This is a genomic window from Gottfriedia sp. OAE603 (genome assembly GCF_040543965.1).
Classification (GTDB): Bacteria; Bacillota; Bacilli; order Bacillales; family Bacillaceae_G; genus Gottfriedia; species Gottfriedia solisilvae.
Genome location: NZ_JBEUNN010000001.1, coordinates 432,843 through 458,505 on the forward strand (window position 1 = coordinate 432,843; position 25,663 = coordinate 458,505).

A 25,663-nucleotide genomic window follows, 5' to 3' on the forward strand; every position below is an offset into this window, starting at 1 on the left:
ATGTGGTAAAACGATGAATGAAGAGGTGGATTAAATGGGTTTTGAAATAAATGGGATTGATCATATTCAAATTACTTCACCCAAGGGTGGGGAAGATAGAGCAAGGGAATTTTACCGCGACACTCTTGGAATGAAGGAAATACCGAAACCAGAAAACTTAAAAGGTAGAGGTGGCTGTTGGTTTAGTTGTGGTCATCAAGAAATTCATATTAGTATCCAAGAAGATCATATTCCTCCTAAAAAAGCTCATCCTGGTTTAATCGTTACAAATATTGAAAAGTTAAGAGAAAGATTGATTTCACTTAAAATGGAGATAAAAGAAGAACCACCAATAGAAGGTCGAACAAGATTTTTTGTGAATGATCCATTCGGAAATCGAATTGAGTTCTTAGAATATCATTAAGAAATGTCATGTTAGAAGGTAAAACCACTGAGTACATATTCAGTGGTTTTTTATGTGTATCAAATATGAATTTTTTGAAATGGTTGGACTAGCTTTATACCTTCAATGCATATGTTATTTACCTTACTATCATCATAGTGCATAGCATAGACTTTTTCCTTGTCCTCATTCTGTAACTTTTCAAAATCTCGAACACTAGCATGTACTGGAATTGGAAATGGATAGAAATGAATATCATAAAAGACTTTCTTCACTTTTGGAAGTAAGCTTTGTAATAACGGGTGATTATATACGCTATCTGCTGAATAGAAAAATTCGTCTTCAACAAAGAGACCGAAAACAGGCATGTTTGGAACATGTTGACTTTGAATTAAGTTAAATAGTACGCCGTCGATTTGAAAGGTGTCAGTTACGGTATATATATTAAAGTAGTCCTCTAATTTTTTTTCACCGTCATTTGTGAATTTTAATCCATTTTTTACACTTTCCCATAAACCGTCTATCAATGTTTCATGTATGTATAGATTAATCTTTTTCACAGTTTTATCTTTTTGCTCTAATGGAGAGATAAATTTTCTAAAGTATGCTAATTTCTCAAGACCATTAATATGATCTCCATGCAAGTGAGTGATATATAGGTTATCAATATCACTATAAGATAAGCCCATTTTATCTATTCGATAGTAGTTCGAATCTGGAATATCAATTAATAAATTTGTCTGATTAATAGTAAGCAAGGCACTATTATGCCCTAATACTTTGCTAAATGCATCGCCACTACCAATAAATGTAATATCCATATTTAACACTCTTTTCAATTGGTTTTTGAGTATTATAACATAGTGAGTAAAACTGTTAAAAATTAGCTGGTTTTTTTATCTAAAGAAATGTGTTTGATAGAGATTAGTAGAATATATTTTATAAGGCAATTGTCAATTTTGCGATGATTGATATGATTAAGTTAACAATGGAAAAGGTAGGTGTATCATGGTGAAAAGTTTAGAAATACCGAAAGAATTGTTAAACTTCAAGGATCTAATAGAGTCGACAGTGAAGGACTCAGTAGTCATTCATCCTGATGTTCGAAAGACGAGTTTAACAGAAAGTAAGTTTTGTGGTGATCCGTACTTTCCTAAACAAATGGAATATCCAAAGGATGAAAATGGGGAACCAATGAAGCTCCTTGCACAAATAAATTTTTCAGAGATACCACAATTGAACGAGTTTCCAAACTCGGGTTTGCTACAATTTTACATATCAGCTGATGATGACGTTTATGGTATTGATTTCGATGAACCAGCTAAACAGAATAACTTTAAACTGGTTTACCATGAGCAATTAAATGGAACAGATTTAATTGAAGATTTCTCATTTGTGACGGATGATAGAGAAATAGAGTTTCCTATTGGAAAAGAGGCAGGTATGACATTTGATTTGGTAGTTCAACCTGTGTCAGCTTTTTCAGTTGATTTTGATATAATAGAAGAAAATATTCCACTCGATCAAAAAATAGAGCATGAAAATTGTAATGATTTACATGAATTATTTATTGAAAAGTTTGTAGGAGACGGTCATCGAATCGGTGGCTATCCATACTTTACACAAGCCGATCCTAGAGATAAAGACGAGTACCCTATATTACTTTTACAAATTGATTCGGATGATCTAATTGACTGTATGTTTGGTGATGTTGGAGTTGCAAACTTCTTTATTTCTAGAGAAGATTTGTTAAATAAAAATTTTACGAATGTCCTATACAACTGGGATTGTTGCTAGTTATGTCAGTATAAAAAAGAGCATTACTTCTTTTGCAGGAAGTAGTGCTCTTTTTATTGAAGTTAATAGAGTCGAAAGAAATACACTCTTTTTTTTGTTTTGGAGGTTTATGATGAAAATTGTAGAGTTTAAACATTCTTATATAGATGATGCAGCAAGTTTACTTGCGGTAAGGCATCAAAATGAGAGAAAAGTAAATAAAGAATTGCCAGTTAAGTTTGAAGAAATAGCGTATGCAAAGAAAGCAATTGAATCATTGGTTGAGAAGAATTGGATTGGCGTAGCAGCAATAAAAGACGATCTGTTAGTTGGTTATATAATTGGTACAATTCAAACTGATAAAAACCGTGAACGCCATACATGGATTCAGTATGCAGGAGTAGCAATTGCTCAAGGGGAAAATGAAGAATTATACCGAGAGTTGTACGCTGTATTCGCAAGCGAAATGGTCAATAATGGTTCATTCCATCATTACGTGATGGTACCAAGCGGTGATGCAAATATGTTGAATGCTTGGTTTCGTTTAGGATTTGCATATGAACAAGTCCACGGAATTCGTGACATTTCAGAGGGGATAGAGCCATATCGTATTCATCCAGAACTTCAAATCCGTTTAGCAACCAAAGCTGATGAAAAAGATATTCGATCATTGGCTACGGTTATCATGGAACATCAAGCTAAATCTCCAGTATTCGCACCTGGTTTTATAGAAGAAAGAGTTGATTATCAAGATGGTTACGCTGAATTAATAGAAGATGAAACAGTTACATTTTGGTTAGCCATTCACCAAGGTGAAGTCGTTGGTTTTCAAGTTTATATGCCAGCAGAAGCATCAGATGAAAATATGCTAATACCAGATTCATGTGTAAGTTTGGTGGTTGGTGCCACAGTAGAGTCTGCTAGAGGAATGGGTGTAGGCTCAGCTTTATTACAAAATGGTCTTACTCATGCAAAGGAATCAGGTTATATTAGTTGCGAGACTGACTGGAGAATGACAAATCTAGAATCTTCAAGATTTTGGTCAAAAAATGAATTTAAACCGACGGTACATCGTTTAGTTCGTCATATTGATTCAAGGGTTTTATGGGCTAAGGGTAAATAGACAAGCTTTTTACTTTTGAAAGGCAATTTATAAGGTATTATAATAATAGATAGAAAATTTACATAATAATATAGTTGGTTTGTTTGAGGGGGATATAATCGTGAAATTAGTAGGGAATAATGTTTATTTAAGAATGCTAGATGTTAATGATGCAGAAGAGCTTTTAAATTTTGAAGTGAAAAATAGAGTATTCTTTAAGCCCTTTACGTATATAAAAGACGAGAGTTTTTATACAGTAGAGTTTCAACGAGAACGCATTAAATCAAATAAAGAGAAAAGTGATAATGATCAGTACTATTTTTTCGGTATCTACTTGAAAGAAACTGATGAATTGATTGGAAATACGATGCTAGCTGAAGTTTTAAGAGGGGATTTACAAAGTTGTTTTGTTGGCTATTCTTTAGATGAGCAACAAAATGGTAAAGGTTATACGACTGAAGCAGTTAAGCTTGTAGTTGATTATGCTTTTACTGAATTAAAGCTTCACCGTATTGAGGCTGGCGTAATGCCACATAATATTGGCTCTATTAGAGTATTAGAAAAATCAGGTTTCCATAAAGAAGGAATTGCCAAGAAAAACGTTAGAATTAATGGGAACTGGGAAGATCATCAAGTGCTTGCTATTATTAATGAAAATGAATAATGAAAGCCTATAAATATCTGGAGGTATTAAGATGGAAATCATTAGTTACCCTAATCTTTCGAATAGACCGTATAGCTTGCAGGTTGAACGGGAAATGGAAGTGTCAATAGACGTTTTATATCATGCTTGGACTGAAGGTTTTGGTATTTGGTTTGCAGCACCGGATTCCGTCATTATGGAAGCAAAAGTGAATTCTGTCTTTTTCTTTGAAACCGAATTTAATGAGATGCGTCATCCACATTATGGGCGGTTCTTAAAACTAGAGAAAAATCGACAAGTTGAAATTACATGGATTACAGCTGGAACGAAAGCTGAAACAGTTGTTACAGTAGAATTCATTTCAAAAAATAATGGCGTTTTGATTAAATTAACACATGCCGGTTTCACTGATGAATTATCGAGAGATCAGCATGAAGAAGCGTGGCCTTATGTACTAGAACAGCTTGATAAACGTATGAAGGAAACAATAAAGTAATGAGAAAAAAATCTTTTCTTTTAGAATTACAAGTATTAAAAGAGATTGCAGAAATATTAAACGAGGGTACTGACTTACACAGTACCCTTGATTGTGCATTAGCAAAGTTAATTCAAATTACAGGCTTAGAAACTGGTTGGATTTTCTTAATAGATAAAAATGGTAGCTATGAATTAGTCGCCTCACATGAGCTACCACCAGCGTTAACAAATGAGGAAGTTAAGCCGATGTGTTGTGGAGATTGCTGGTGCGTGAGCAAATACGTACAAGGAAGACTCAATAAAGCATCAAATATTATGGAATGTAAAAGATTAGAAGAATCTGTGATTCATAATTGGGGTGATACAAATGGTGTAACTCACCATGCGACAGTACCACTTCAAGCTGGAGAGGAATCATTTGGATTATTAAATGTAGCAGCATCAAATAAATTACAATTTGATCAAGAAGAGTTAGACCTCTTAGGAGCGGTAGCATTACAAATTGGAACAGCAATTAAAAGAATTCAACTAACAGAAAAAGTGAAGGAAATTCAAGTTATTGAAGAAAGAAATCGTTTAGCTAAAGACTTACACGATTCAGTCAGCCAGTTGCTCTTTTCTATTAACGTAACAGCTAAAGCTGGGGGCAATGTATCAGATAACAAAAATGTAAAAGATACATTTAACCATATTCAACAAATTGCTCAAGAAGCGCAGGCAGAAATGAAAGCATTAATTTGGCAACTTCGTCCGCAAGGAATAGAAAAGGGAATCGTTAGCGCTTTAATTAACTATGGTGAAATGCTAGGTTTAAAAGTACATAGCCAAGTCAAGGGGGTCAATGTTCTCCCTTCTAAAATAGAAGAGACACTATGGCGAATAGGCCAAGAAGCATTTAATAACTGTAGAAAACATTCTGGGCAAACGGAGATTTATCTGCAACTATCAAGTAATGGTAAAAATATTAAAATGGTGGTTGAAGATAGAGGCGCGGGTTTTGTGTATCTAGAAAATGTAAGCATACCTACATTAGGGTTAAAAAGTATGAGAGAACGAATAGAAGTATTAGAAGGATCGTTTATCGTGGAAAGTGAAATAAATAAAGGAACAAAAATAATAATAAATATTCCTTTTTAAAGAGGAGAAATAGTAATGACTATAAAATTAGTAATTGCTGACGACCATCATGTTGTCAGAAGAGGACTAATCTTTTTTTTAAATACTCAACAAGATATCGAGGTTATTGGTGAAGCATCAAATGGGGAAGAGGCAATACAGTTAATAAAAGAACTGCATCCCGATATAGTGATTATGGATTTATCAATGCCAAAGTTAAATGGAATTGAAGCAACAGAGCAAATTAAAAATGAGGGATTGCCTGTTAAAGTAATGATATTAACAAGTTTTTATGATCAAGATCATATTTTACCGGCAATTGAGGCAGGAGCGGCTGGCTATTATGTAAAAGATAGTGATCCAGATGAACTTGTCACAGCAATACGGAAAATCCATGACGGAGAAAAACAATTTCATTCAAAGGTTACTACACAGTTGGTCTCTGCATTAACGAGTAAAAGTGAATCGAAATCTGAACAGACTATTCACGACAAACTAACGAAACGTGAAATGGATGTATTAAAGGAAATTACACGAGGTAAGAGTAATAAAGAAATTGCTTCTTCTTTATTTATTACTGAGAAAACAGCGAAAACTCATGTATCAAATATATTAGCAAAGTTACAACTTCAGGATCGTACGCAGCTTGCTCTTTATGCGATTCGAAATGGAATATCAGATTAATAAGTTGATAAAAGGTTTATTTCAGGAGCGGTCGATATTTTTTCGTGAGGTTGTTGATAACGTAAACAATATACTGATAGAAAGGAAGATTTGATGCGAATTCTTGTTTTAGGTGCTGGAGGAGTAGGCGGATACTTTGGCGGCCGTTTAGTAGAAAAAGGGGAAGATGTTACTTTTTTAGTACGACCAAATCGAAAAAAACAGTTAGAGGAAAAAGGATTAGTGATCAGTAGTGTGCACGGTGATATGATAGTACAACCTAAAATGATCACAGCGAGTGAGAATGCCGGTACGTTCGATTTAGTGCTTTTTTCAACTAAATCCTATCATTTGCATGATGCCATTAAAGATGTAAAGCCATTTGTAGGTGAACATACAGTCATTTTACCACTACTAAATGGTATCTCACATGTAACAACTTTAAAAGAAGCGTTTGGAGAAAGAAACTTAATTGGCGGTTTATGTTTTATTGAAACGACTTTTAAATCATGACGGAGAAGTTGTTCAGACAAGTAAGGCAGCAAGACTTGTATATGGTGAATTTATGAATAAAGACACTGATCGCATCCATAAAATTAAGAAAGCATTTAGTGGTACGAAAGCTGATTTTGTATTAAGTGAGCAGATTGAGCGAGATATGTGGCATAAATTTATGTTCATTACGGTCATGTCGGGTGTAACCTCCCTTATGCGAGCACCAATTGGACCAATCAGAGAAAGTGAAGGCGGCAGGTCGATCATCCGTCAATTATTTGAAGAATGTGCTAACATAATGCATGCCCACGATGCTCCGATCCACGAGAATATTGTTGATGAACATATGAAATCAATTGATGCTCTTGGATATGATATGAAATCTTCAATGCAGAGAGATATGGAAAAAGGTTCTTCTATTGAAAGCGATCATTTGCAAGGATACTTGCTCAAACTTGCGAAAGCGAAACATCTTTCAGTTCAATTGCTTGAGGTAATTTATCAAAACCTCAAAGTATACGAAAAAATGCATGTGGAAAATCATTTTTGACCTTAATTTTGGTAGGAGGAGTTGCTTTTGACGGTAATGAGCACCCAAAACAAGCGAAACAACGAAGAAAGCAAGCGTTCGGTAACAGTCTTTAACCTACAACTTTAGTTGTAGGTTTTTTATTTTGTTGATACACCAAAACGTGTAGTAAAGTTCTACCAAACGACTGACGATTACACTCTATTTATTGACTATACTAAAAGTACTTATAAAAGAGGAGTGGGACTTATGAATATTGTCATTGTTAATGGTAGTCCAAGAAAAGAAGGACGTACTGGTAAACTGTCAGCTATTATTTCTAAAAAATATAATATCAAGACGATCGATTTAAGTGAATTAACTTTACCAATTTATAACGGACAAGAAGATCAAAATGAATTAGCTAATATTAAAATGTTAAGGGCTGAATTAGAAAATGCAGATGCAATGATTGTCGCGACACCAGAATATCACGGTGGAATGAGTGGGGCATTAAAAAATGCATTGGATTTCTTAGGTAGTAAGCATTTTAAAGATAAACCTGTAGCTTTAATGGCTGTTTCTGGTGGTGGTAAGGGAGGGATTAATGCACTGAATAATATGCGAATTGTACTTAGAGCACTATATGCAAATGTATTATCTAAACAACTAGTCATTGATCCAACTGATTTTATCCAAGGTGGCGTTGCTTTGGCTGAAGAATCATCTTACTTAGTAAATGGTTTAATTCAAGAATTGAAAATCTATACTCAATTAACAAAAAAGTTAAACGAAGAGTGGAGTGCTTCAAACTATTAAGATAGGAGTCCAAAGTAAAATGAAAAATTGGGTGCAATTCAGAATCGCAAGACCAACAGATCAGTTAGATGAAATTAAGAAGTTTTATGGCGAAGGACTAGGATTAAAGCGTGTAGCTGGATTTGAAAATCATGATGGGTATGATGGAGTCATGTATGGCTTACCCGATGTAGAGTATCACCTAGAATTTACTCAATATATTGGTGGAAGTCCATGTCCTGCACCAACAAAAGATAATCTCCTTGTATTCTATATACCGAATAAAAATGAGATACATGAGATAAAAAACAGATTACAATTAATGGGATATGAAGAAGTTGAACCAGAAAATCCTTACTGGCTTGGTAAAAGTGTTACAGTAGAGGACCCTGATGGTTGGAGAATCGTATTAATGAATACTGAAGGATTGAAGAAATAAAACGTGTTAATGTTATTGTCAAACTGAACTAATAAATATTTGCTATTTAAACTCGAACTACTTCATCAATGAAGTAGTTTTTTAATTAAAATAATATTGAATCACCTTCATAAAATAAGTTAATATATAATAAAACTTATAAAAAGAAGGTATTTAATGATGGATACTTATGATTTGAAGATTATAAATCAGTTGTTGGATAATTCAAGAATAAAATGGGCTGATCTAGCTGCTGAAATCGGTTTGTCTGCACCAGCTACTGCAGAAAGGGTAAACCGACTGGTAGAGCAAGGCGTAATAAAAAATTATGGTGTATTAATTGATGCAGAAAAGGTTGGGAGTGAGCTTACTGCTTTTGTTGCAGTATCACTTGAACGCCCCGAAAACAGAGCACCATTTTTAGAACTTATTAATCAATTAGAAGAGGTACAGGAATGTCATCACATTGCAGGTGAAGACGATTACTTATTAAAAATAAGAAGTAAAAATACGAAAGATTTAGATCGAGTCATTAGTCATGAAATAAAAGGCCTTAAAGGAGTCATTAGAACAAAAACAACAATTGTGATGGATACAACGAAAGAAACGTTTAGAATTCCATTACAAAATCATAAATTTTCAATTGAGTAGGGAGGGTTAGTATGGAATTGGCGATTTTTTTAAAAGGCTTGATAATCGGTTTATCAATTGCTGCTCCTGTTGGTCCAATTGGTGTGTTATGTATCCGTAGAACACTAGCGCATGGCAGAGTCGTAGGTTTAGTTTCCGGTCTAGGGGCCGCAACAGCGGATGGGATTTATGGTTTAATTGCTGGGTTTGGGTTGACGGTTATTACAAATTTTTTAATTGGACAACATTTTTGGATTCAATTAATTGGTGGCATTTTTCTCTGTTATCTAGGTGTAAAAACACTGATGTCAAAAGCAAGCTTTACTCAAACTGAAACTCAAAAGAAAAATATGTGGAATGCTTTTTTATCAGTTTTGTTTCTAACACTAACAAATCCAATGACAATTTTATCATTTATCGCAATTTTTGCAGGTCTGGGGATTTCTAATTCAAACAGTAATTTGTTATCCGCGATAGTTTTAGTTATAGGTGTATTCTGTGGATCAACTTTATGGTGGGTCATTTTAAGTAGTGGAGTAGGGTTATTTAGAAAAAAGATCACAAATAAATCGTTAACAGTTATCAACCGTTTATCTGGATTTATCATTCTTATATTTGGCGGTATTGCTTTATATGAGTTAATTAAATAAAGCTTCTTCTGGAAGATTAGAGTGTCTAATAAAAGGAATCAACATAAAAAGCTAGACTGTGAGGAACGTCTCAATGCTATTATTAAAGAGTTTTATTTTGGGTTTTTCAGTCTCGGCTCCTGTTGGCCCAATTGGTTTATTGTGTATACAAAGAATCCTGACTAGAGGAAGAGCGGCAGGTTTCGTGACAGGTTTTGGTGCAGCAACTGCCAATTTAATTTATGCAAGCATCGCCGCGTTTGGATTTTCAGTTGTTTCTTCATTTTTAGTTGAACAGCAATTGATATTCAGAGTGATTGGTGGCGTATTTTTATTCTACTTAGGGCTAAAAACATTTATGAAAAAACCTTCTAATACTGCAGCAAATTTAGAAGGTGAGAGTATATTTGCAATGTTTCTTTCAACGTTTGTCTTAATGATCACGAATCCAGTGACCATTTTAAACTTTGTCGCGATGTTTGCAGGTTTAGGTTTTGAACAAAGCTCCTCCTCTAGTTTAGTCGCAGTAACTTTAATTGTTGGGGTATTTTTAGGAGCTATTTCTTGGTGGATCATTTTAAGCAATGTTGTAAGCTTATTTAGGAATAAAATTCGACCTCATTTAAGTAGGGTCAACAAAATAGCTGGACTACTTATAATAATTTTAGGTATCTTAGCCTTTATAGAAACATAAAAAAGGAGCCTAGCGCTCCTTTATACAATTTATATAATATGGAATTGATTTGATGTAACTATAATGATTACATCAGGAGGTTGAATCCTATGAAGATCAGTAGTCGTTTTACCGTCGCTGTCCATATTTTATCCTTAGTTACGATTGAGAATAGTGCACTTTGCACTTCTGAGTGGATTGCAGAAAGTGTCAATACGAATCCAGTTGTAATCAGAAGAGTGATGGGAAAACTTAAAAATGCTGGCTTAATTCAAGTTCGTCGAGGAACAGGAGGGGCTTCACTTCTAAGGCCTTTAAAAGATATTTCTCTTCTAGATGTATACCATGCAGTAGATGTAGTGGAAGAGGGAGAACTTTTTCAATTTCATGAAAATCCGAATCCAAATTGTCCTGTTGGGGCAAATATTCAAGCAGTGCTTGAATTGATTTTAAACCGAGCTCAAGAAGCGATGGAACGTATTTTGGATGAGGTCACGATGGAAGAATTAGTGACAGTATTAACTAAAAAAATTGGATAAACAGTTCAATTTTTTTTGATAAAGTTGTAACTTAGTTAGTTACACCTATTGATCTTGTTTCAGAAGCTGAATAATGAAAAAAGAGGTTCTTCTTTTGAAGAACCTCTTTTTATTTCAATTAGATACTTTTCTTTTTGTAGACATAAAAATACATACTTAATGGCCACCATATCACTGCGAAGATTGGGTAAACAGCCCATACTGTATCAGGAGAGGATACGATATTAACGCTAATAAAGAATACGCTGATTAATAAACTTGAAGTGAATGAAAAGAACACAAAGCTTCTTCGTTTTGCATGGTATATTGCTAATGGCCACCAAATGACGGCAAAGGAAGGATAGATTGCCCAAGGATAATCTGGGGAACCGAAAAAATTAAAACTAGAATAGTAGAGTATAGTTGTTAAGCTTCCGATGATTGCAACACGTAATGAACCTTTTTTTACTCCAAGGTGCATTAATATAGGCCACCAAATAATTGGATAAGCTGCATAGAAAAACCATAAATAATCTGGTGAATGAATTAAGTTTTCAGTAATAAGGAATGCAATTAGTACTATGCTACAAAATAATGAAAGCTGTTTTGCAGATTTTTTAAATACAAAATATAAACTAATAGGCCATAATAACAGGAAAAAACAAGGATATATAAACCAAAGTGTATTAGGTGAGGTAATATAATTTACGATCATAAAAAATATCATACTCATAATACAACCAGCAGTGGCGAATCCAACATAATTTTTCATCATTTACACCTCACTTATTTCGTTGCCAATAAAAGTACATAGAAAGTGGCCACCAAAGTAGACCAAATGTGGGATAAACAAACCAAATCGTATTTGGTGTATAGTAAAAATTAATAAATAGGAAAAGTGCAATTAAAAGTCCACTACCGCAAAGTGAATAAGCTAAGTTTAGTCTTGCTAATTTACTCTTTTTTTGATCGGGGTTTTTAACGCCTAGCTCTTTTTTTAGTTCATCTATATCTCCGAATTCAACAATTGCTTTATTTATTGCATCTTCTTCTTCCTTACCATTTTCCATTAAATAGATTACTTTTTCTTCTAAGTTTTGAATAATTTCTTGTTTTACTAGTTCCGATTCTTGTGTTCTTGGAATTTCTTTAAATAATTCTTCAATATGATTTTTGATTTTTTTCATCACAAGTCCTCCATAAATAAATCAATAATTTCTTTTACTTCCTGCCATTCTTTTGCTAATTCATTTAAATATGCTTTACCTAATGATGTAATTTTGTAATACTTTCGTTTTCCACCGTGAGTAATGTCACCGAAATAAGCCTCGACTAGTTCTTTTTTCTCTAAGCGTTGAAAAACGGCATATAGAGTAGCTTCTTTAATTTGGAATCGATTATTTGTCCGTAAGCCGATTTCTTGAGAAATTTCGTAACCATATCGATCCTTCTCAAAAATAAGCCTCAATATAATTGAGTCTAAATGACCACGTATGATATCACTTCTAACCATAATTCACCTTCTAAAACATATTATTCTATCTGATAGAGTAATACTAACAATAATTACTCTATCTGTCAAAGTAATTCCAAATAAAAATTTCGTCATTCTTTTTATTTCTGTTTTGTCACAAATTCCTCGTGCTATTCGTCTTAAGTAATGAGATAAGAGGAAAGGGTGAAGAAATATGTATTCAACAGAAGATATTACTGGCGTAAAATGGGATGTTGTCATATTAGGTGGAGGAATAGCTGGATTAACAGCATCTATTTTGTTAGCGCAAAAGGGGAAAAAGGTATTGGTACTAGAAAAAGGAGGGAATTTAGGGGGAAGGGGCATCTCGAGTAATTTAGGAAAAGCTCATGTGAATTTAGGCCCACATGCACTTTTTTCAGATACACTTGAGGTATTTAATGAGGTTGGAGTCAATATTACAGGTAAATCGCCAAAATTAAGCGGTGCATTTGTGTTTGGAAAAGATAATGAAAAAATGAACGTAGTAGATATAGTGAATTTATTTCTTGGTAGCCATTTGAAGTGGAAAGAGAAAATGGAATTTATCCGTTTTTATCGTCATATACGTAAAATGGAGTTAGACCCTTTAAATGGAATAAGTTTAAAGCAGTATCTATCTACTGCGCTATCAAGTAACAAGGTGAAAGACTTAATTTATACATTTGTTCGGTTATCCACATATTCAAATAATCCTGAACTAATCAGTGCTCGGGTAGCTATTGGTCAATTAAGAGGAACAAGTGTATTGTATTTGAATGAAGGTTGGCAAACAATTGTTAATAAACTGATCAGTAGGGCGAAAGAAGTAGGGGTCACAATCCAAAAGAATGCAGTGGCTAGTAAAATTTCAGGTGAATATCCCGAATTAACAATTTCGTTAAAAGATGGGCAAATGATGAAATCACGTAGTATAGTTTCAACGATTAATCCACATGACCTAATGAGACTTGTAGGTGAGAAGGCCTCGGAATCTTTTCATAAAAAAGTAGATCAAATGATACCGGTTCGTGCAGCATGTTTAGATCTTGTCATGTCTGGTCTTCCAAATCCTAAAACGAATTTTGCATTAGGTGTGGAAAATCCTTGGTATTTTTCAAATCATTCAACAGTAGCAAAGCTTTCAGATGAGCCTGGTCAAATTGTAGTACATGTTATGAAATATTTAGATTCTATGACTGAAACTGAAGCACAAAATGATGAATATGAACTAGAATGTTTTCTAGATGCAATCCAACCTGGGTGGAGAAATTATATTGTGACGCGTCGTTTTCTTCCTAAGATAGTCGTTTCCAATGCAATAAAAAAACCAAGTGAAAATATAGTAGAAGCAGATGAAATAGGAATAAAGGGCTTGTATATTGCAGGAGATTGGGTAGGAGATAAAGAAATTCTTTTGAGTGCATCACTAAGTAGTGTTAAAAATGCTACGAAACTACTAGAAATGAAATTAGCATTTCAACATTTATAGAACAGAAGGGAAGAGACTTCGTGGATATAGATATACTATATTCTGAATATAAACCACTTTTATTTTCAATTGGTTATCATATGCTGGGATCAGTCGAGGATTCTGAGGATTTAGTACAGGATACTTTTGTTGCCATTCACCAACTGAGTAAAACTTCAAACGAAGAACCGAATAATATAAAAGCTTTTTTATGTAAAGTTATGACAAACAGATGCTTGGACTTATTAAAATCTTCAAGAAAGAAAAGGGAAGTATATGTTGGACCATGGTTACCTGAACCAATTCTTCAATTAAAATTAGAAGGCACACATGAAGATCCAGCGGAAAAAGTCATTTTAGATGAAACGATTTCATATGCACTATTAGTACTACTTGAACAACTAACTCCTGTTGAAAGAGCAGTTTTTCTTCTTCGAGAGGTTTTTGAATTTGATTATAAAAATATTGCAGACATTTTAAGTAAGACAGAAATGAATTGCCGCAAAATCTTTAGTAGAATGAAAGAAAAAATTCAAGCTAATCATCAAAATACGAAACCAAATATTAGAGAAGATTTCTTATTAGCAAAACGTTTTATCGAAGCTGTTGGGACTGGAAATTTAGAGGTTTTAATCTCACTTTTAACAGACGATATTGTTCTTATTTCTGATGGTGGTGGCAAAGTTAAAGCAGCCTTGCGTCCTTTATCCAACAAGAATCATGTTATTGCATTCTTAATAGGTGTAGCGAAGAAAGAAGCCGACTCTGCGGAAGTCAAACTAGTCATGGTAAATGGACAAATTGGAATATTAGTAGATGGCAAAGATCCTACAATCATTTGCTTTGAAAGAGCAGGAGATTGCTATAAGAGAATTTACCTAGTTAGAAACCCAGATAAAATAAGGATAAAGTAAGTGATTCTAATAAAAAGGTTCCTTATATAATGATTTTCTTACTATTTAATGAAGGTGTACATTAGTCTTTCAAAACCATAAGCCGCTATAGCGGCTTTTTTTGTTGGAGAAAAGTATGGACAAAACTATGACGAATGTATTGGACACAATATGAATATAGTTTAATTAGTTCTCAAAATTTACAAGAATGGAGTTTCTAATTTTAATAGTTTTTTTGTTAGGAGGTCAGGGATGATTGTATTTAATCAAGTGAATAAGTTTTACGGGGATTTTCAAGTCCTAAAAGATATCAACCTAACAATTAATAAAGGTGAGGTGGTTGTCATAATTGGTCCGTCCGGATCAGGGAAGAGTACTTTGTTACGCTGTATAAATCATTTGGAATCAATTTCAGAAGGAACTCTCACCGTAAATGGAATTTCAGTAGGGGATAAAAAAGCAGATGTTAATAAGCTTAGACGTAATATTGGAATGGTTTTTCAGCACTTTTATTTATATCCCCATAAAACTGTGCTTGAAAATATTACGCTTGCTCCAATGAAAGTTTTGGGCCAATCCGAAAAAGAAGCTAAGGAAACTGCAAGTCGTTACCTTAATAAGGTAGGTATATTAGATAAAGCTGAATCTTATCCTTCCCAACTTTCTGGAGGTCAACAACAGCGTGTAGCAATTGCCCGCGGACTTGCCATGAAACCAGATATCATGCTGTTTGATGAACCAACTTCCGCACTTGATCCCGAAATGATTGGAGAGGTTCTTGATGTGATGAAAGCCCTGGCAAGAGAAGGTATGACAATGGTCGTAGTAACCCATGAAATGGGATTTGCAAGAGAGGTTGCCGACCGTATTGTGTTTATTGATGAAGGACGAATATTGGAAGAAGCAGTTCCGGCTGAATTTTATGAGAATCCACGTGAAGAACGAGCTCGATTATTTCTCAGCCGTATATTAAATCATTAATTGGAGGGAAATGGATATGTTTAAAGCAAAAAATTTCATGAAATTAGCGCTAGTATCAATTACGGCGGCCAGTTTGCTTGCTGGTTGCGGCGGGGACAAGGACTCTAAAGGAAACAGCAAGGATGTATTTGCTCAAATCAAAGAAGATAAAAAAATTGTGTTTGGCGTAAAACATGACACTCGTTTATTTGGATTGAAAAATCCATCAACGGGTGATGTAGAAGGGTTTGACATCGATCTTTCAAAAGCATTAACAGAAGAAATGTTTGGCGACGATGTTAAGCCAGAGTACATAGAGGTTACTTCTAAAACAAGAGTAGGCCTTTTGAATAATGGAAAGGTTGATGCTGTTGTTGCAACAATGACAATTAATGAAGAACGTAAGAAGGAAGTAGATTTTACTGATGTCTATTTTGATGCTGGTCAATCGTTGCTTGTGAAAAAAGGAAGTAAAGTGAAAAGCATTGAAGATTTAAAAAAAGGAACGAAGGTGCTTGCTGTAAAAGGCTCGACATCTGCAATCAATATTCGTGAGAAGGCTCCTGAAACAACAGTCCTTGAATTCGAAAATTATGCTGAAGCCTTTACAGCCTTAAAGTCTGGGAAGGGTGATGCACTCACGACAGATGATGCAATTCTATATGGTATGGCAGAAGAAGATCCTTCTTTTGAATTAGTAGGGGGAACATTCACTGAAGAGCCTTATGGAATTGCTGTAAAGAAAGGCAATAAAGAGCTTGTCGATGAGTTAAATAAAGCATTAAAAAGTCTAAAGGATTCAGGAAAGTACGATGAAATAAAGGATAAGTGGATTAAAAACTAATTTATAACTATCGGGATTCTCGTCAGGATGTGCAGTGGTCCATGCAAGCTTCGGACCTGCTCATCCTGATTAATTAGGAGGAGATCGTTTGCTAGATTTCTCGATACTAACGAATTATATGGATTTATTTTTGGAAGGTTTAAAAGTAACGATTATTACTAGTTTAATTGCTTTAATAGCTAGCTTTATTTTTGGAACACTAATTGCTGTCATGAGAATTGCTCCAATTAAGCTACTTAACTGGGTTGGCACGGCATATGTAGAATTTATTCGTAATATACCTGTACTGGTTATCGTGTTTTTCACTTTCTTAGTTGGGAACTTTGGAGGAATGACTGCAGGAACAATAGGATTGACCATCTACACAGCGGCATTTATTGCTGAGGCCATTCGTGCCGGGATTTTGTCGGTTCCAAAAGGGCAAATGGAAGCTGCCCGATCGACAGGTTTGACATACGGACAGGCAATGAGAATGGTTATACTACCGCAGGCGATTAAAATCGTCATCCCGCCTCTTGGCAATCAATTTATCAATTTAGTTAAGAATTCTTCATTATTAGCAGTCGTAGCAGGAGGAGATTTAATGTATCAAGGAGATCTCATATCTGCAATGACTTATGCAACCTTTGATACCTATATTTTTGTTGGGTTATTTTATTTAATTATAACGATTCCTTTAAGTTTAGGCGTTGCCTTTTTAGAAAAACGCTTGGCTAGAAGTAATTAAGGAGGTGCATAGATGGATTTTCTAACGCCGTTCATAGAAGTATATACAACTGACCATTTAAGATTTCTGCTAGAAGGATTTTGGGTTACTCTAAAGGTTGCTGCGATTTCAATTGTACTAAGTTTCATAATTGGCGGTATTGTAGGTACACTTCGATATGCAAAAATTCCGGTTGTTTCTCATTTGCTAGCCGTGGTCGTTGAGACGATTCGTAACCTTCCTTTATTACTACTTATTTTCTTTACTTATTTTGCACTTCCTGAAATCGGAATCGAAATGGAAATTACAGCAGCCGCAATCGCAGCATTGACGGTTTTTGAATCAGCTATGATTTCAGAAATCATTCGTAGTGGCTTAAACTCAATTGAAAAAGGACAGATTGAAGCAGGACGTGCTTCGGGACTAAATTATATTCAGACATTACGCTATATCATCATGCCCCAAGCGTTAAGAAGAATGGTACCGCCTCTTGTAAGTCAATTTATCTCTTTGCTAAAAGATACATCACTAGCTGTCGTAATCGCGCTGCCTGATGTATTGCATAATGGACAAATTATATATGCACAAAAAGGCTCATATGTAGTACCCGTACTGGTCATTGTATCGTTCATGTATTTCATCGTTAACTATGCTTTGTCAATGATCGCGAGAAGATTAGAATTAAAACAGATATAAAAATCCAACTGATAGAACCCTATAGAGTAGACACTTATAAAGTCTATTTTATAGGGCTTTTTTGTGGATATTAAAGCAAAGTACGATTCTTTCCAACATATAAAGTAGTTATGCTATTAATAAACAGTACATTTGATTAAAGAAACCAAATATTTTACATTTACTGAGAAAGCATATGATCTAAGTAAGCCTTTATAGCTTCAATATTTCTAGATATATTTTCTTCTCTTAATTCGTCTTTTCTCAATTTATCTAATGATTTCTCCAATATATTTTGTGCTTCGGATTGAGGTATTACCACTACACCATCAGCATCACCAACTATGATATCCCCAGGACTAACCGAGGTGCCACCGCAAGAAATTGGAATATTGATTTCACCAACTCCAGTTTTTCCGCTAGCCGCTACGGCTGTTCCTCTAGAGAATACTGGAAAGTTTAATTTTTTAATTCCAATGATATCACGAATAACTCCATCTACAACGATAGCGCTAACGCCAAGTGTCTGAGCCATGCCAACTACAAAGTCACCTGCGATAGCTCGGTATTGATCACCTTTAGCATCGATCACAATTACATCACCAGTCTTGGCTTCTCTAATAGCTCTTAATACAGCTAGATTATCACCTACTGGAATCTGAACAGTTAAAGCTCTTCCAACAAACTTATGCTCCTCCTTTAAAGGTTTAATTGCTGGATGCATATTATTTAATCCATTCATTACATCTGATATACAAGTTGTTGGTATGTTATTAAATAGATGAATAATAGATGTCATATGATTCTCCTTTATATAGTTCTCTTGATAAAATTATATAAATTTATGTTTTAGATGAGTAATACATAAAAGTTATTGGATGTCATAAACAAATATTATTGGGTTATAGAGCAACCTCTTTATTTATATGACTTGTTCGTATAATAGCAACAACATATTTATATAGAGCACGTATGAAAGTTTGGGAATGTAATAATGTTTAATTAAAAAATTGGTCACTCATTTCGAAAAAGAGTGACCAATTTTTATATTATGCTTATATAGGTGTTATTCAAATTGCTTGGAATATAGTTGTTTATATACCCCGCCATTTGTTAACAATTCATCGTGTGTACCTTGTTCAGTAATACCTTCATCTGTTAAAACGAGAATCCGTCCGGCATTACGAATAGTGGAAAGTCGATGGGCAATAACAATCGTTGTACGTCCTTTCGCGAGCGACTCTAGTGACTCCTTAATGAAGGTCTCACTCTCGTTATCAAGTGCACTTGTTGCCTCATCTAAAATGAGAATTGGTGGATTTTTTAAGAATACGCGAGCGATACTTAGTCGTTGTTTTTGACCTCCTGAAAGTTTAACGCCTCGTTGTCCAATCTCAGTGTGATAACCATTTGGTAAACTCATAATAAAATCATGTGCAAAGGCATGTTTTGCAGCAGTTATGATTTCTTTTTCACTAGCAGTTGGATTTCCATAACGGATATTTTCTATCACTGTGCCTGCAAATAAATAAACATCTTGTTGAACAATACCGATTACATTTCTTAATGAATGTAGGTCGATATCACGAATATTGATACCATCTAAAAGTAATTCACCATCAGTCACATCGTAAAAACGAGGAATGAGAGAGCATAATGTTGTTTTTCCTGCTCCAGACGCCCCAACTAAAGCAACGTATTCACCAGGCTGAACTTGGAGTGAAATATTGACTAAGACATGGTCCAGATTATCATCATACTGGAAATAAACATCCTTAAACTCAATTTTCCCTTGCACTTCATCAAAGATAATCGCATTTGGACTGTTTTCAATCACAGGCCTTAGATTCATGATTTCCATAAATCGTTGGAAACCAGTAATACCTTCTTGAAATTGAGTGCTCATATGCGTAAGTCGCTGAATTGGTTCAATCATGAAGTTGATATACATTAAAAAAGTAATCAAATCTGCTAAATCGATCTCGTTACCTGCGATTTTGGTACTACCGAAAATTATCACCGTAATGGTAATTAGTTGGAGCAATGTTTCAACGCCATTGTAAAAGTAGGCTTCTGCCTTGTATGTTTCTTTTCGACTATCTAGGAAACGATTATTCTCTCTATTAAACTTTTCAATCTCTACATTTTCATTTGCAAATGATTTAACAACTCGGATTCCAGATAGACTATCTTCTACCTGTGCGTTTATATCTCCAATTCGTTCTTTGTTTCTTTTTAATGCCAGATTCAAAACCTTATTAAAATACAATGTAAAAGCACCTAATAAAGGTAAAAAGCAGAATACTGCGATTGTTAATGGTGCGTTAATAGAAAACAAAATAGCAAACGCCCCAATAAAGCGGACGAGATATTTGATGTAGTCTTCTGGACCATGATGGTACAACTCAGAAAGAAGTAACAAATCATTCGTTATTCGAGACATGAGCTGGCCGGTTTTTTCCTGATCGTAAAAACTAAAGGAAAGCTTTTGCATATGTGAAAATAGCTCACTACGCATATCACGTTCCATACGTGCGCCGACTACATGACCTTTGTAGTCCACAAAAAAATTGCCTAGATTCTGAATTGTCACTAGGACTAACATCAATCCTCCAATCCAGTAAACATCAGTTAATGCACTGGACATGTTGCCTTCCAAAACATCTTTTGTAATATATCGAACGAACAGTGGAAATATCAAAGTTATTGTGGATACGAAAAAGGCACAGACTAATATGGAAAGATACAACTTTAAGTACGGTTTGTAATATGAGAAAAACTTTTTAACTGGAAAATGCATAAATTACCCCTTTATTGTGTTATTTACATTAACACATATATGGGGGCACACCGTTTACATGTTAAGAAAGTGTTCCACCCTTATATGTTTGTACGGTTTGTTTCACGAAGTTTCTCATGTTTTTTCCTCCTTTTTCATGATTACTTTTATTTTATACACAATAACATAAAGAGAGAACTGTAAATCAGTCGGTGAAAGGACTGTATTTTACATGAAGAGGGTAAAATTTCTGCGCCATACGAAAAATGATGTAGAACCTTAAAAAAGGGAACGTAATTATATGTTTTTTAAAGATAACATGAATTTCCTTTTGAAAAATTGAAGAAGAAAATAAACCCTGTATCTTTTCCGAATTCAGGGTTTGTTTTTTACATACTAAAGTAGCTTTACTATGGAATGAACGTATAGTTAACTTAAATAAAGTAGAGGTAAAGTACATTGAACCTCGAACTATATACGAATATGAAATTTATCAAAAAAGGTAATGAATATGAAAATTTTAAGATTTTAGGGAGAATGAAATGCTTGAAAAAATGAAGAAATGGGCTAAGAAAATAAAGCGACAAATATTTGTTCTTTACTTTGCATGTAAAGATGAAAGAGTACCAATATATGCCAAAGTATTTTCGGCTTGTGTAGTTGCGTATGCATTCAGTCCAATCGACTTAATTCCGGATTTTATCCCCATTCTTGGTTACTTAGACGATGTCATTCTGATTCCACTAGGGATCATACTGGCATTAAAGATGATACCAAAGAATGTTCTACTAGAATGTGAAGAGAAGGCAGAGAAGATGATGAAGAAAGGTAAGCCAAAGAATTGGTTTGTCGGTGTAGTCATCGTTATCATATGGATTTTGGTTTTTATTTTTGGTGTTTTTAAAATTTATCATTTAGTTTACTAACACCTTTCTTTTTAAGCTAGTCAGGTGATAAATCGTTAAATTAGAGGAAATAAAAGTCAAATAGAAAGGTATATATTTGAGAAAATATATAGGAGGGTAAGTTTGTGATACCTATTTTAAATCAGGTTGGAGCCATTTTTATTCCTGTCAACAATATTGAGGAAGCGAGTGATTGGTATTGTGAAATATTAGGGTTACCAAGAGATGGAGAGATATTGTATGGTCATTTATATATCCTACCAATGAATGGTACGGGAATTGTATTAGACAGCAAGATTTTTTCAGAAGATAACATCATAAAGACCCCACTTTTTCATTTTAATACGGACAACATTGAAAGTGCATATGAATATATGAAAAGTATGAATGTCCACTTAACAACAGAAATAGAACATAACCATTATTTTAATTTCAGAGATCCTGATGGAAATCATTTAATGGTTTGTAAATGTTAAGCTTTTGATAAAATGTGCGATGAATATGCCGCTTTTAAATTGTCATAAAATAAAAAACGCTTGAACGTAGACATGTATCCAAGCGTTTTCGTTTATATAATCATTGTTATTCATTTGTTTCATTTGTTTTTTTCCTTAGATAAAAACCAACCGCCTAAAGCAATCAGAAGCATTACTGACCAAAAAATTGTATTCCATATTGGTCCTTCGACGAAGTCATGAGAAAGAATGTGTACTGCAGGGTGCGCTAGAGTATGCATGACTAATTTAACTCCCACCCAACCAACCAATAACATTGCGGCTGTTTCAAGTTTAGGTCGTTTCGTTAAGATCTTAACGAAGAAACCGGCAGCAAATCGAATAACAATTAAACCTGCAATTGCACCAATGATAATAACGATAAATTTTGCACCATCCATACCACCAATTTCACCCATTTTTGTATCAGGCAGATCAATTACAAGTGCAACTGCAGCTAAAATAGAATCGATTGCGAATGCGATATCTGCTAATGATATCTGAGCAATGGTCATTCTATAGCTTTTTCCTTTTTGGTCTTTTCCATCATCATGTTTTTTTAGTAAATGTTTTAAAGCAATAAAGATTAAATATGCAGCGCCGATCGCTTGAACCTGCCAAACATGAAAAAGAAACGAAATAATAAATATAGCACCGATTCTAAAGATAAACGCTAAAAGCAACCCAATATTAATAGCCTTTTTTTGTTGATCCTCTGGTAGATGCTTAGCCATTACTGCTAAAACTAATGCATTATCTGCAGATAACAATCCTTCTAACAGAATCAAAATTAGTAAAACCCATCCATACTCTAATAATAAAGACAGTTCCATATATTCCTCCTAACTAATCAATCTTTTTATATAAATGTAAAATTATTTTAAACTCCTTCCCCAATATAATTCCTTAATAAATCTTTACTTATCCAACTTTAGATTTTGAAGGTAAACAATTTTTATTTATTGAAATTCGAGGGCTCTGAAATCAAGATTCCACTCGGGGGTGTTATTTGTTTTTTGAGGATTTGTGGTGTGCGTTTAATTAAAAAAACTCCTATTATAAATTATATTCAATTTGAATTAATTATTATTCTATAATTGAAGTTGAATAAGTCTTTTTCAAAAATTCTCTTCTAAAAGATTGTTGTTTTTTGATTTTAATCAACTAACGCATTCTTTTATAGCAACAATGTGTACAAAAACAGCCTTTTCAAAAAAATAAAATAACCTCTGGTTCATTTACTTTGTATTGAACAAAGCTTTATAGTGATACTATATTAGTCGGAATGATAGGAGATTTTATGGAAAATAAAGAGTATTTATTAGCACAACTAAAAGAAATTGAAAAGTGGGAAAAAGATCAAAAGAACTTATTTTTTTGGGAAAAAATAGGCAGAATTCCATTTATGATATTAGATAAGATCACACCAAAATTTATTCACGATAAAATCGGTAGTATTTTAGATGAACTTTCAAAATATGTAAATGCTGGTGGGCAATATTTAGTTAGTGTTCCGTCTACACTTGCTAAAATGAGTAAAGAACTTTCCGTCGAAGAGTTAACGGAATTAGAAAAAGTGAATCATTTATCAATTGAACAAATGGAAAAAGCTGCAAGTGCATTTGTTATGAGTCGGAAACAATTTGCAAAAGTACAAGGAGCTACAACTGGTTTTGGTGGAATCTTCACACTTGCAATCGATGTCCCTATATTGTTAGGGCTTACATTAAAAACACTTCAAGAAATTGCAATTTCTTATGGATATGATCCGAATGATCAGGAAGAGAGAATTTTCATCATTAAGTGTCTTCAATTTACTTCTTCTGATATTGTTGGTAAGAAAGCAATATTAGAAGAATTAACATTTGTCGAAGGGAAAAAGGCCTTTTCTCAAATTGAAGGATGGAGAGAAGTGTTTTTTACTTATCGAGATAATATGGGATGGAAGAAGTTATTTCAAATGGTTCCAATTGCGGGATTAGTATTCGGAGCATATGTAAATAAACAGGCAATAGAAGATGTTGGTGAAGTAGGAAGAATGTTATATAAAAAGAGAAGAATAATGGAGAGAATGAAAAGTCTATAAAGACAACAAAAGATGAATCCGAAAAAAGGGGTTCATCTTTTGTTTGCTCAGTCTTTAATCAAACGTTTGTTTAGTTTTTGAACTTCTTCGGAAATTGCTTGATAATGCCTTCAGATAGTACATCAGACAATTTGTAAATGTGATTCAAGCCATGGTCGAAGGCTCTTACATTTCCTTCCCAATCCATTTTCAGTCTTGTAATTAAATCTTCAGTAACCATTTTTAAATGGGTATGCAACAGATCTTTTAATTCTTTATTGTTCCAATGTGGATTTGCTTTGCTTAAAAAATTAGCAATATCGTCTGCATTTTTAAACCATTCAGCATTTAAGCTATTTAAGGTATTCATATCATTTTTCTTTCCAGCTTCAACTATTTTACCAGCTATAAGAATATGGTCAGTTAATAACTTTGCAAGTTGATCGCCAGCTGCAACTCCGTAGTAAGGTTTAATTGCATTGCCGATATCTTTTTGGTTTTGTAATAATCTTGCTAAAACTGTTGCTTGATCGGGTGCTCCGGCAACAGCACTAGTGATGTAGTTACTAGTCCAAATAACATGATCCGTCCAAAGTTTTCGCATATCGCCTTTCAGTTGAACGGCTGACATACTCATACATTTTGATTGAACTCGAGACTCAGTTTCTGCGTATGATTTTAAAGGTGCTAATATTAAACTAAAACATAGAAACATTGCTGCCATTTTAAGGAATTGTTTTTTCACTTTGTTATCTCCTTTTTAATAAATATCTATAAAGCTCAAATATTATTTTGGATTTTTTTAGTAATTTCATTCATAATTAAAATTATATAAATTTTCTAAATAATCTAATGTAACTTATTGGGAGTAACATGCATGAAAAATATGCCGAAAAGAATTCATATAATTGGCTCAGTAGGTAGTGGAAAGACAACTTTAGCAAAAAATATATCAAATATTTTATCTATTTCTTATTACGAATTGGATAACATAGTTTGGAAAAGAACTAGTAATGGAGATATAAGAAATAGTATGGACGATCGAGATGCTATTTTTCAGAATATCATTGGTCAAGATTATTGGATTGTTGAAGGGGTCCATTATGAATGGGTTAAAAAGAGCTTCGAACTTGCAGACATGATTTTGCTTTTAGATGTTTCAAAGAAGAAAAGGAAGTATAGAATTCTCAAAAGATTTATCTTACAAAGATTAAATATAGAGAAAGCGAACTATAAGCCGACATTGAAAATGTTAAGGAAAATGTATAAGTGGAATCATAATTTTGAACTGCTATATAAACCAGATATATTAAATATGCTTAAGCAGTACAACCATAAGGTGTACCTACTAAAGGACAATAAGGATATAGATAAATTATTACATTAATAAATGAAGCGTAATAAACAAAAAAAGCAAAAAGACATAATCTTTTTGCTTTTTTTGTTTATTTATTAAATCTGTTAAAAAAGAATGGTGGTTTCCATTACATGTACTTCGTTTTCCATGGGGCGTAACGACTTGAGCCTCGGGTCCACACCATGCATGCGGCG

The 25,663-nt window shown here is 33.9% G+C and carries 31 protein-coding genes and 1 pseudogene; 24 read left to right on the forward strand and 8 right to left on the reverse strand.

The genetic code is table 11. From position 1 onward, the window contains the following. Window positions 1-34 precede the first annotated feature (34 nt). Entirely contained in the window at window positions 35-403 is a 369-nt protein-coding gene (locus ABID96_RS02010) for a VOC family protein (RefSeq protein ID WP_192603370.1), read from the forward strand. A gap of 59 nt (window positions 404-462) precedes the next feature. Here the strand turns inward: ABID96_RS02010 and ABID96_RS02015 are convergent, their stop codons facing one another. After that, the gene (locus ABID96_RS02015; RefSeq protein WP_192603369.1) at window positions 463-1,203 is read right to left on the reverse strand and encodes an MBL fold metallo-hydrolase; all 741 of its coding nucleotides are present in this window, start codon (window positions 1,201-1,203) and stop codon (window positions 463-465) included. Between the two features lie 187 nt (window positions 1,204-1,390). Here ABID96_RS02015 and ABID96_RS02020 point away from each other — a divergent pair, with 187 nt between their 5' ends. From ABID96_RS02020 to ABID96_RS02080, 13 genes and pseudogenes are all read left to right on the forward strand, one after another. Further along, a complete protein-coding gene (locus ABID96_RS02020) occupies window positions 1,391-2,179 on the forward strand; it encodes a YwqG family protein (RefSeq protein WP_377896573.1) in 789 nt (262 codons plus the stop codon). A 112-nt stretch (window positions 2,180-2,291) separates the two neighbouring features. Beyond that, entirely contained in the window at window positions 2,292-3,281 is a 990-nt protein-coding gene (locus ABID96_RS02025; protein WP_192603368.1) for a GNAT family N-acetyltransferase, read from the forward strand. 100 nt (window positions 3,282-3,381) lie between these two features. After that, window positions 3,382-3,924 carry a GNAT family N-acetyltransferase gene (locus ABID96_RS02030; protein WP_192603367.1) on the forward strand — a complete coding sequence of 181 codons (543 nt, stop codon included), beginning with the start codon at window positions 3,382-3,384 and terminating at the stop codon, window positions 3,922-3,924. 31 nt (window positions 3,925-3,955) lie between these two features. Beyond that, window positions 3,956-4,399, forward strand: coding sequence for an SRPBCC family protein (locus ABID96_RS02035; protein ID WP_192603366.1), 444 nt, complete (start codon window positions 3,956-3,958; stop codon window positions 4,397-4,399). Then, window positions 4,399-5,517 carry a GAF domain-containing sensor histidine kinase gene (locus ABID96_RS02040; RefSeq protein ID WP_192603365.1) on the forward strand — a complete coding sequence of 373 codons (1,119 nt, stop codon included), beginning with the start codon at window positions 4,399-4,401 and terminating at the stop codon, window positions 5,515-5,517. Before ABID96_RS02035 ends, ABID96_RS02040 begins: the two co-directional genes overlap by 1 nt. 15 nt (window positions 5,518-5,532) lie before the next feature. Beyond that, window positions 5,533-6,180, forward strand: coding sequence for a response regulator transcription factor (locus tag ABID96_RS02045; protein ID WP_088000911.1), 648 nt, complete (start codon window positions 5,533-5,535; stop codon window positions 6,178-6,180). A 93-nt stretch (window positions 6,181-6,273) separates the two neighbouring features. After that, window positions 6,274-7,204: pseudogene (gene panE / locus ABID96_RS02050) on the forward strand (2-dehydropantoate 2-reductase). 228 nt (window positions 7,205-7,432) lie between these two features. Next, window positions 7,433-7,981 carry an NADPH-dependent FMN reductase gene (locus tag ABID96_RS02055; RefSeq protein WP_192603363.1) on the forward strand — a complete coding sequence of 183 codons (549 nt, stop codon included), beginning with the start codon at window positions 7,433-7,435 and terminating at the stop codon, window positions 7,979-7,981. Between the two features lie 19 nt (window positions 7,982-8,000). After that, window positions 8,001-8,399: a VOC family protein gene (locus tag ABID96_RS02060; protein WP_192603362.1), complete on the forward strand. Its 399-nt coding sequence runs from the start codon at window positions 8,001-8,003 to the stop codon at window positions 8,397-8,399. Window positions 8,400-8,558: 159 nt separating this feature from the next. After that, a complete protein-coding gene (locus ABID96_RS02065; RefSeq protein WP_192603361.1) occupies window positions 8,559-9,029 on the forward strand; it encodes an Lrp/AsnC family transcriptional regulator in 471 nt (156 codons plus the stop codon). A gap of 11 nt (window positions 9,030-9,040) precedes the next feature. Then, a complete protein-coding gene (locus ABID96_RS02070; protein ID WP_192603360.1) occupies window positions 9,041-9,658 on the forward strand; it encodes a LysE family translocator in 618 nt (205 codons plus the stop codon). Window positions 9,659-9,731: 73 nt separating this feature from the next. After that, window positions 9,732-10,331, forward strand: a complete 600-nt coding sequence (locus tag ABID96_RS02075; RefSeq protein WP_192603359.1) for a LysE family translocator — start codon at window positions 9,732-9,734, stop codon at window positions 10,329-10,331. A gap of 89 nt (window positions 10,332-10,420) precedes the next feature. Next, window positions 10,421-10,849 (forward strand): Rrf2 family transcriptional regulator, encoded by a 429-nt coding sequence (locus ABID96_RS02080; RefSeq protein ID WP_192603358.1) that lies wholly within the window; start codon window positions 10,421-10,423, stop codon window positions 10,847-10,849. 118 nt (window positions 10,850-10,967) lie between these two features. Here the strand turns inward: ABID96_RS02080 and ABID96_RS02085 are convergent, their stop codons facing one another. The 3 genes from ABID96_RS02085 to ABID96_RS02095 are packed head-to-tail and all read right to left on the reverse strand — an operon-like array spanning window position 10,968 to window position 12,341. Beyond that, window positions 10,968-11,600 carry a hypothetical protein gene (locus ABID96_RS02085; protein ID WP_192603357.1) on the reverse strand — a complete coding sequence of 211 codons (633 nt, stop codon included), beginning with the start codon at window positions 11,598-11,600 and terminating at the stop codon, window positions 10,968-10,970. Window positions 11,601-11,610: 10 nt separating this feature from the next. After that, window positions 11,611-12,015 (reverse strand): permease prefix domain 1-containing protein, encoded by a 405-nt coding sequence (locus ABID96_RS02090; protein WP_192603356.1) that lies wholly within the window; start codon window positions 12,013-12,015, stop codon window positions 11,611-11,613. Continuing rightward, the gene (locus tag ABID96_RS02095; protein ID WP_192603355.1) at window positions 12,015-12,341 is read right to left on the reverse strand and encodes a PadR family transcriptional regulator; all 327 of its coding nucleotides are present in this window, start codon (window positions 12,339-12,341) and stop codon (window positions 12,015-12,017) included. The genes ABID96_RS02090 and ABID96_RS02095 overlap by 1 nt, the downstream gene beginning before the upstream one ends. Before the next feature lie 175 nt (window positions 12,342-12,516). Here ABID96_RS02095 and ABID96_RS02100 point away from each other — a divergent pair, with 175 nt between their 5' ends. The 6 genes from ABID96_RS02100 to ABID96_RS02125 all read left to right on the forward strand — a co-directional run bounded on the left by ABID96_RS02100 (window position 12,517) and on the right by ABID96_RS02125 (window position 17,890). Further along, window positions 12,517-13,812 carry a phytoene desaturase family protein gene (locus tag ABID96_RS02100; RefSeq protein WP_192603354.1) on the forward strand — a complete coding sequence of 432 codons (1,296 nt, stop codon included), beginning with the start codon at window positions 12,517-12,519 and terminating at the stop codon, window positions 13,810-13,812. Window positions 13,813-13,832: 20 nt separating this feature from the next. Continuing rightward, the gene (gene sigJ / locus ABID96_RS02105) at window positions 13,833-14,705 is read left to right on the forward strand and encodes an RNA polymerase sigma factor SigJ (RefSeq protein ID WP_192603353.1); all 873 of its coding nucleotides are present in this window, start codon (window positions 13,833-13,835) and stop codon (window positions 14,703-14,705) included. 231 nt (window positions 14,706-14,936) lie between these two features. Beyond that, entirely contained in the window at window positions 14,937-15,665 is a 729-nt protein-coding gene (locus ABID96_RS02110) for an amino acid ABC transporter ATP-binding protein (RefSeq protein WP_192603352.1), read from the forward strand. 16 nt (window positions 15,666-15,681) lie between these two features. After that, window positions 15,682-16,488 carry a transporter substrate-binding domain-containing protein gene (locus ABID96_RS02115; RefSeq protein ID WP_192603351.1) on the forward strand — a complete coding sequence of 269 codons (807 nt, stop codon included), beginning with the start codon at window positions 15,682-15,684 and terminating at the stop codon, window positions 16,486-16,488. Between the two features lie 88 nt (window positions 16,489-16,576). Continuing rightward, entirely contained in the window at window positions 16,577-17,215 is a 639-nt protein-coding gene (locus ABID96_RS02120) for an amino acid ABC transporter permease (RefSeq protein WP_377896578.1), read from the forward strand. Between the two features lie 12 nt (window positions 17,216-17,227). Beyond that, a complete protein-coding gene (locus ABID96_RS02125; RefSeq protein WP_192603350.1) occupies window positions 17,228-17,890 on the forward strand; it encodes an amino acid ABC transporter permease in 663 nt (220 codons plus the stop codon). 160 nt (window positions 17,891-18,050) lie between these two features. Here ABID96_RS02125 and ABID96_RS02130 read toward each other — a convergent pair whose 3' ends face one another. Next, window positions 18,051-18,668: an RraA family protein gene (locus ABID96_RS02130; RefSeq protein ID WP_192603349.1), complete on the reverse strand. Its 618-nt coding sequence runs from the start codon at window positions 18,666-18,668 to the stop codon at window positions 18,051-18,053. Window positions 18,669-18,935: 267 nt separating this feature from the next. Further along, window positions 18,936-20,669 (reverse strand): ABC transporter ATP-binding protein, encoded by a 1,734-nt coding sequence (locus ABID96_RS02135; RefSeq protein WP_192603348.1) that lies wholly within the window; start codon window positions 20,667-20,669, stop codon window positions 18,936-18,938. Between the two features lie 521 nt (window positions 20,670-21,190). Here ABID96_RS02135 and ABID96_RS02140 point away from each other — a divergent pair. Together ABID96_RS02140 and ABID96_RS02145 are read left to right on the forward strand one after the other, a co-directional pair. After that, complete coding sequence (locus ABID96_RS02140; protein WP_192603347.1) at window positions 21,191-21,574, forward strand: YkvA family protein; 384 nt, start codon at window positions 21,191-21,193, stop codon at window positions 21,572-21,574. A 104-nt stretch (window positions 21,575-21,678) separates the two neighbouring features. Then, the gene (locus tag ABID96_RS02145; RefSeq protein ID WP_192603346.1) at window positions 21,679-22,029 is read left to right on the forward strand and encodes a VOC family protein; all 351 of its coding nucleotides are present in this window, start codon (window positions 21,679-21,681) and stop codon (window positions 22,027-22,029) included. 119 nt (window positions 22,030-22,148) lie between these two features. Here ABID96_RS02145 and ABID96_RS02150 read toward each other — a convergent pair whose 3' ends face one another. Next, window positions 22,149-22,880, reverse strand: coding sequence for a TerC family protein (locus ABID96_RS02150; RefSeq protein WP_377896580.1), 732 nt, complete (start codon window positions 22,878-22,880; stop codon window positions 22,149-22,151). 467 nt (window positions 22,881-23,347) lie between these two features. Between ABID96_RS02150 and ABID96_RS02155 the strand changes: the two genes are divergently transcribed. Then, window positions 23,348-24,133, forward strand: coding sequence for an EcsC family protein (locus tag ABID96_RS02155; protein WP_192603344.1), 786 nt, complete (start codon window positions 23,348-23,350; stop codon window positions 24,131-24,133). Between the two features lie 70 nt (window positions 24,134-24,203). Here the strand turns inward: ABID96_RS02155 and ABID96_RS02160 are convergent, their stop codons facing one another. After that, the gene (locus ABID96_RS02160; RefSeq protein WP_192603343.1) at window positions 24,204-24,857 is read right to left on the reverse strand and encodes a glycosyltransferase; all 654 of its coding nucleotides are present in this window, start codon (window positions 24,855-24,857) and stop codon (window positions 24,204-24,206) included. A 132-nt stretch (window positions 24,858-24,989) separates the two neighbouring features. Here ABID96_RS02160 and ABID96_RS02165 point away from each other — a divergent pair, with 132 nt between their 5' ends. After that, the gene (locus ABID96_RS02165) at window positions 24,990-25,499 is read left to right on the forward strand and encodes a P-loop NTPase family protein (protein WP_192603342.1); all 510 of its coding nucleotides are present in this window, start codon (window positions 24,990-24,992) and stop codon (window positions 25,497-25,499) included. The last annotated feature ends 164 nt before the right edge of the window (window positions 25,500-25,663 follow it).

Coding starts and splice junctions, on each gene's coding strand:
- ABID96_RS02080 (WP_192603358.1), top strand. CDS start 10,421: ATGAAGATCAGTAGTCGTTTTACCGTCGCTGTCCATATTTTATCCTTA.
- ABID96_RS02150 (WP_377896580.1), bottom strand. CDS start 22,880: ATGGAACTGTCTTTATTATTAGAGTATGGATGGGTTTTACTAATTTTG.
- ABID96_RS02025 (WP_192603368.1), top strand. CDS start 2,292: ATGAAAATTGTAGAGTTTAAACATTCTTATATAGATGATGCAGCAAGT.
- ABID96_RS02125 (WP_192603350.1), top strand. CDS start 17,228: ATGGATTTTCTAACGCCGTTCATAGAAGTATATACAACTGACCATTTA.
- ABID96_RS02010 (WP_192603370.1), top strand. CDS start 35: ATGGGTTTTGAAATAAATGGGATTGATCATATTCAAATTACTTCACCC.
- ABID96_RS02065 (WP_192603361.1), top strand. CDS start 8,559: ATGGATACTTATGATTTGAAGATTATAAATCAGTTGTTGGATAATTCA.
- ABID96_RS02095 (WP_192603355.1), bottom strand. CDS start 12,341: ATGGTTAGAAGTGATATCATACGTGGTCATTTAGACTCAATTATATTG.
- ABID96_RS02045 (WP_088000911.1), top strand. CDS start 5,533: ATGACTATAAAATTAGTAATTGCTGACGACCATCATGTTGTCAGAAGA.
- ABID96_RS02100 (WP_192603354.1), top strand. CDS start 12,517: ATGTATTCAACAGAAGATATTACTGGCGTAAAATGGGATGTTGTCATA.
- ABID96_RS02110 (WP_192603352.1), top strand. CDS start 14,937: ATGATTGTATTTAATCAAGTGAATAAGTTTTACGGGGATTTTCAAGTC.
- ABID96_RS02130 (WP_192603349.1), bottom strand. CDS start 18,668: ATGACATCTATTATTCATCTATTTAATAACATACCAACAACTTGTATA.
- ABID96_RS02135 (WP_192603348.1), bottom strand. CDS start 20,669: ATGCATTTTCCAGTTAAAAAGTTTTTCTCATATTACAAACCGTACTTA.
- ABID96_RS02055 (WP_192603363.1), top strand. CDS start 7,433: ATGAATATTGTCATTGTTAATGGTAGTCCAAGAAAAGAAGGACGTACT.
- ABID96_RS02155 (WP_192603344.1), top strand. CDS start 23,348: ATGGAAAATAAAGAGTATTTATTAGCACAACTAAAAGAAATTGAAAAG.
- ABID96_RS02015 (WP_192603369.1), bottom strand. CDS start 1,203: ATGGATATTACATTTATTGGTAGTGGCGATGCATTTAGCAAAGTATTA.
- ABID96_RS02070 (WP_192603360.1), top strand. CDS start 9,041: ATGGAATTGGCGATTTTTTTAAAAGGCTTGATAATCGGTTTATCAATT.
- ABID96_RS02060 (WP_192603362.1), top strand. CDS start 8,001: ATGAAAAATTGGGTGCAATTCAGAATCGCAAGACCAACAGATCAGTTA.
- ABID96_RS02115 (WP_192603351.1), top strand. CDS start 15,682: ATGTTTAAAGCAAAAAATTTCATGAAATTAGCGCTAGTATCAATTACG.
- ABID96_RS02090 (WP_192603356.1), bottom strand. CDS start 12,015: ATGAAAAAAATCAAAAATCATATTGAAGAATTATTTAAAGAAATTCCA.
- ABID96_RS02075 (WP_192603359.1), top strand. CDS start 9,732: ATGCTATTATTAAAGAGTTTTATTTTGGGTTTTTCAGTCTCGGCTCCT.
- ABID96_RS02035 (WP_192603366.1), top strand. CDS start 3,956: ATGGAAATCATTAGTTACCCTAATCTTTCGAATAGACCGTATAGCTTG.
- ABID96_RS02085 (WP_192603357.1), bottom strand. CDS start 11,600: ATGAAAAATTATGTTGGATTCGCCACTGCTGGTTGTATTATGAGTATG.
- ABID96_RS02040 (WP_192603365.1), top strand. CDS start 4,399: ATGAGAAAAAAATCTTTTCTTTTAGAATTACAAGTATTAAAAGAGATT.
- ABID96_RS02140 (WP_192603347.1), top strand. CDS start 21,191: ATGCTTGAAAAAATGAAGAAATGGGCTAAGAAAATAAAGCGACAAATA.
- ABID96_RS02020 (WP_377896573.1), top strand. CDS start 1,391: ATGGTGAAAAGTTTAGAAATACCGAAAGAATTGTTAAACTTCAAGGAT.
- ABID96_RS02165 (WP_192603342.1), top strand. CDS start 24,990: ATGAAAAATATGCCGAAAAGAATTCATATAATTGGCTCAGTAGGTAGT.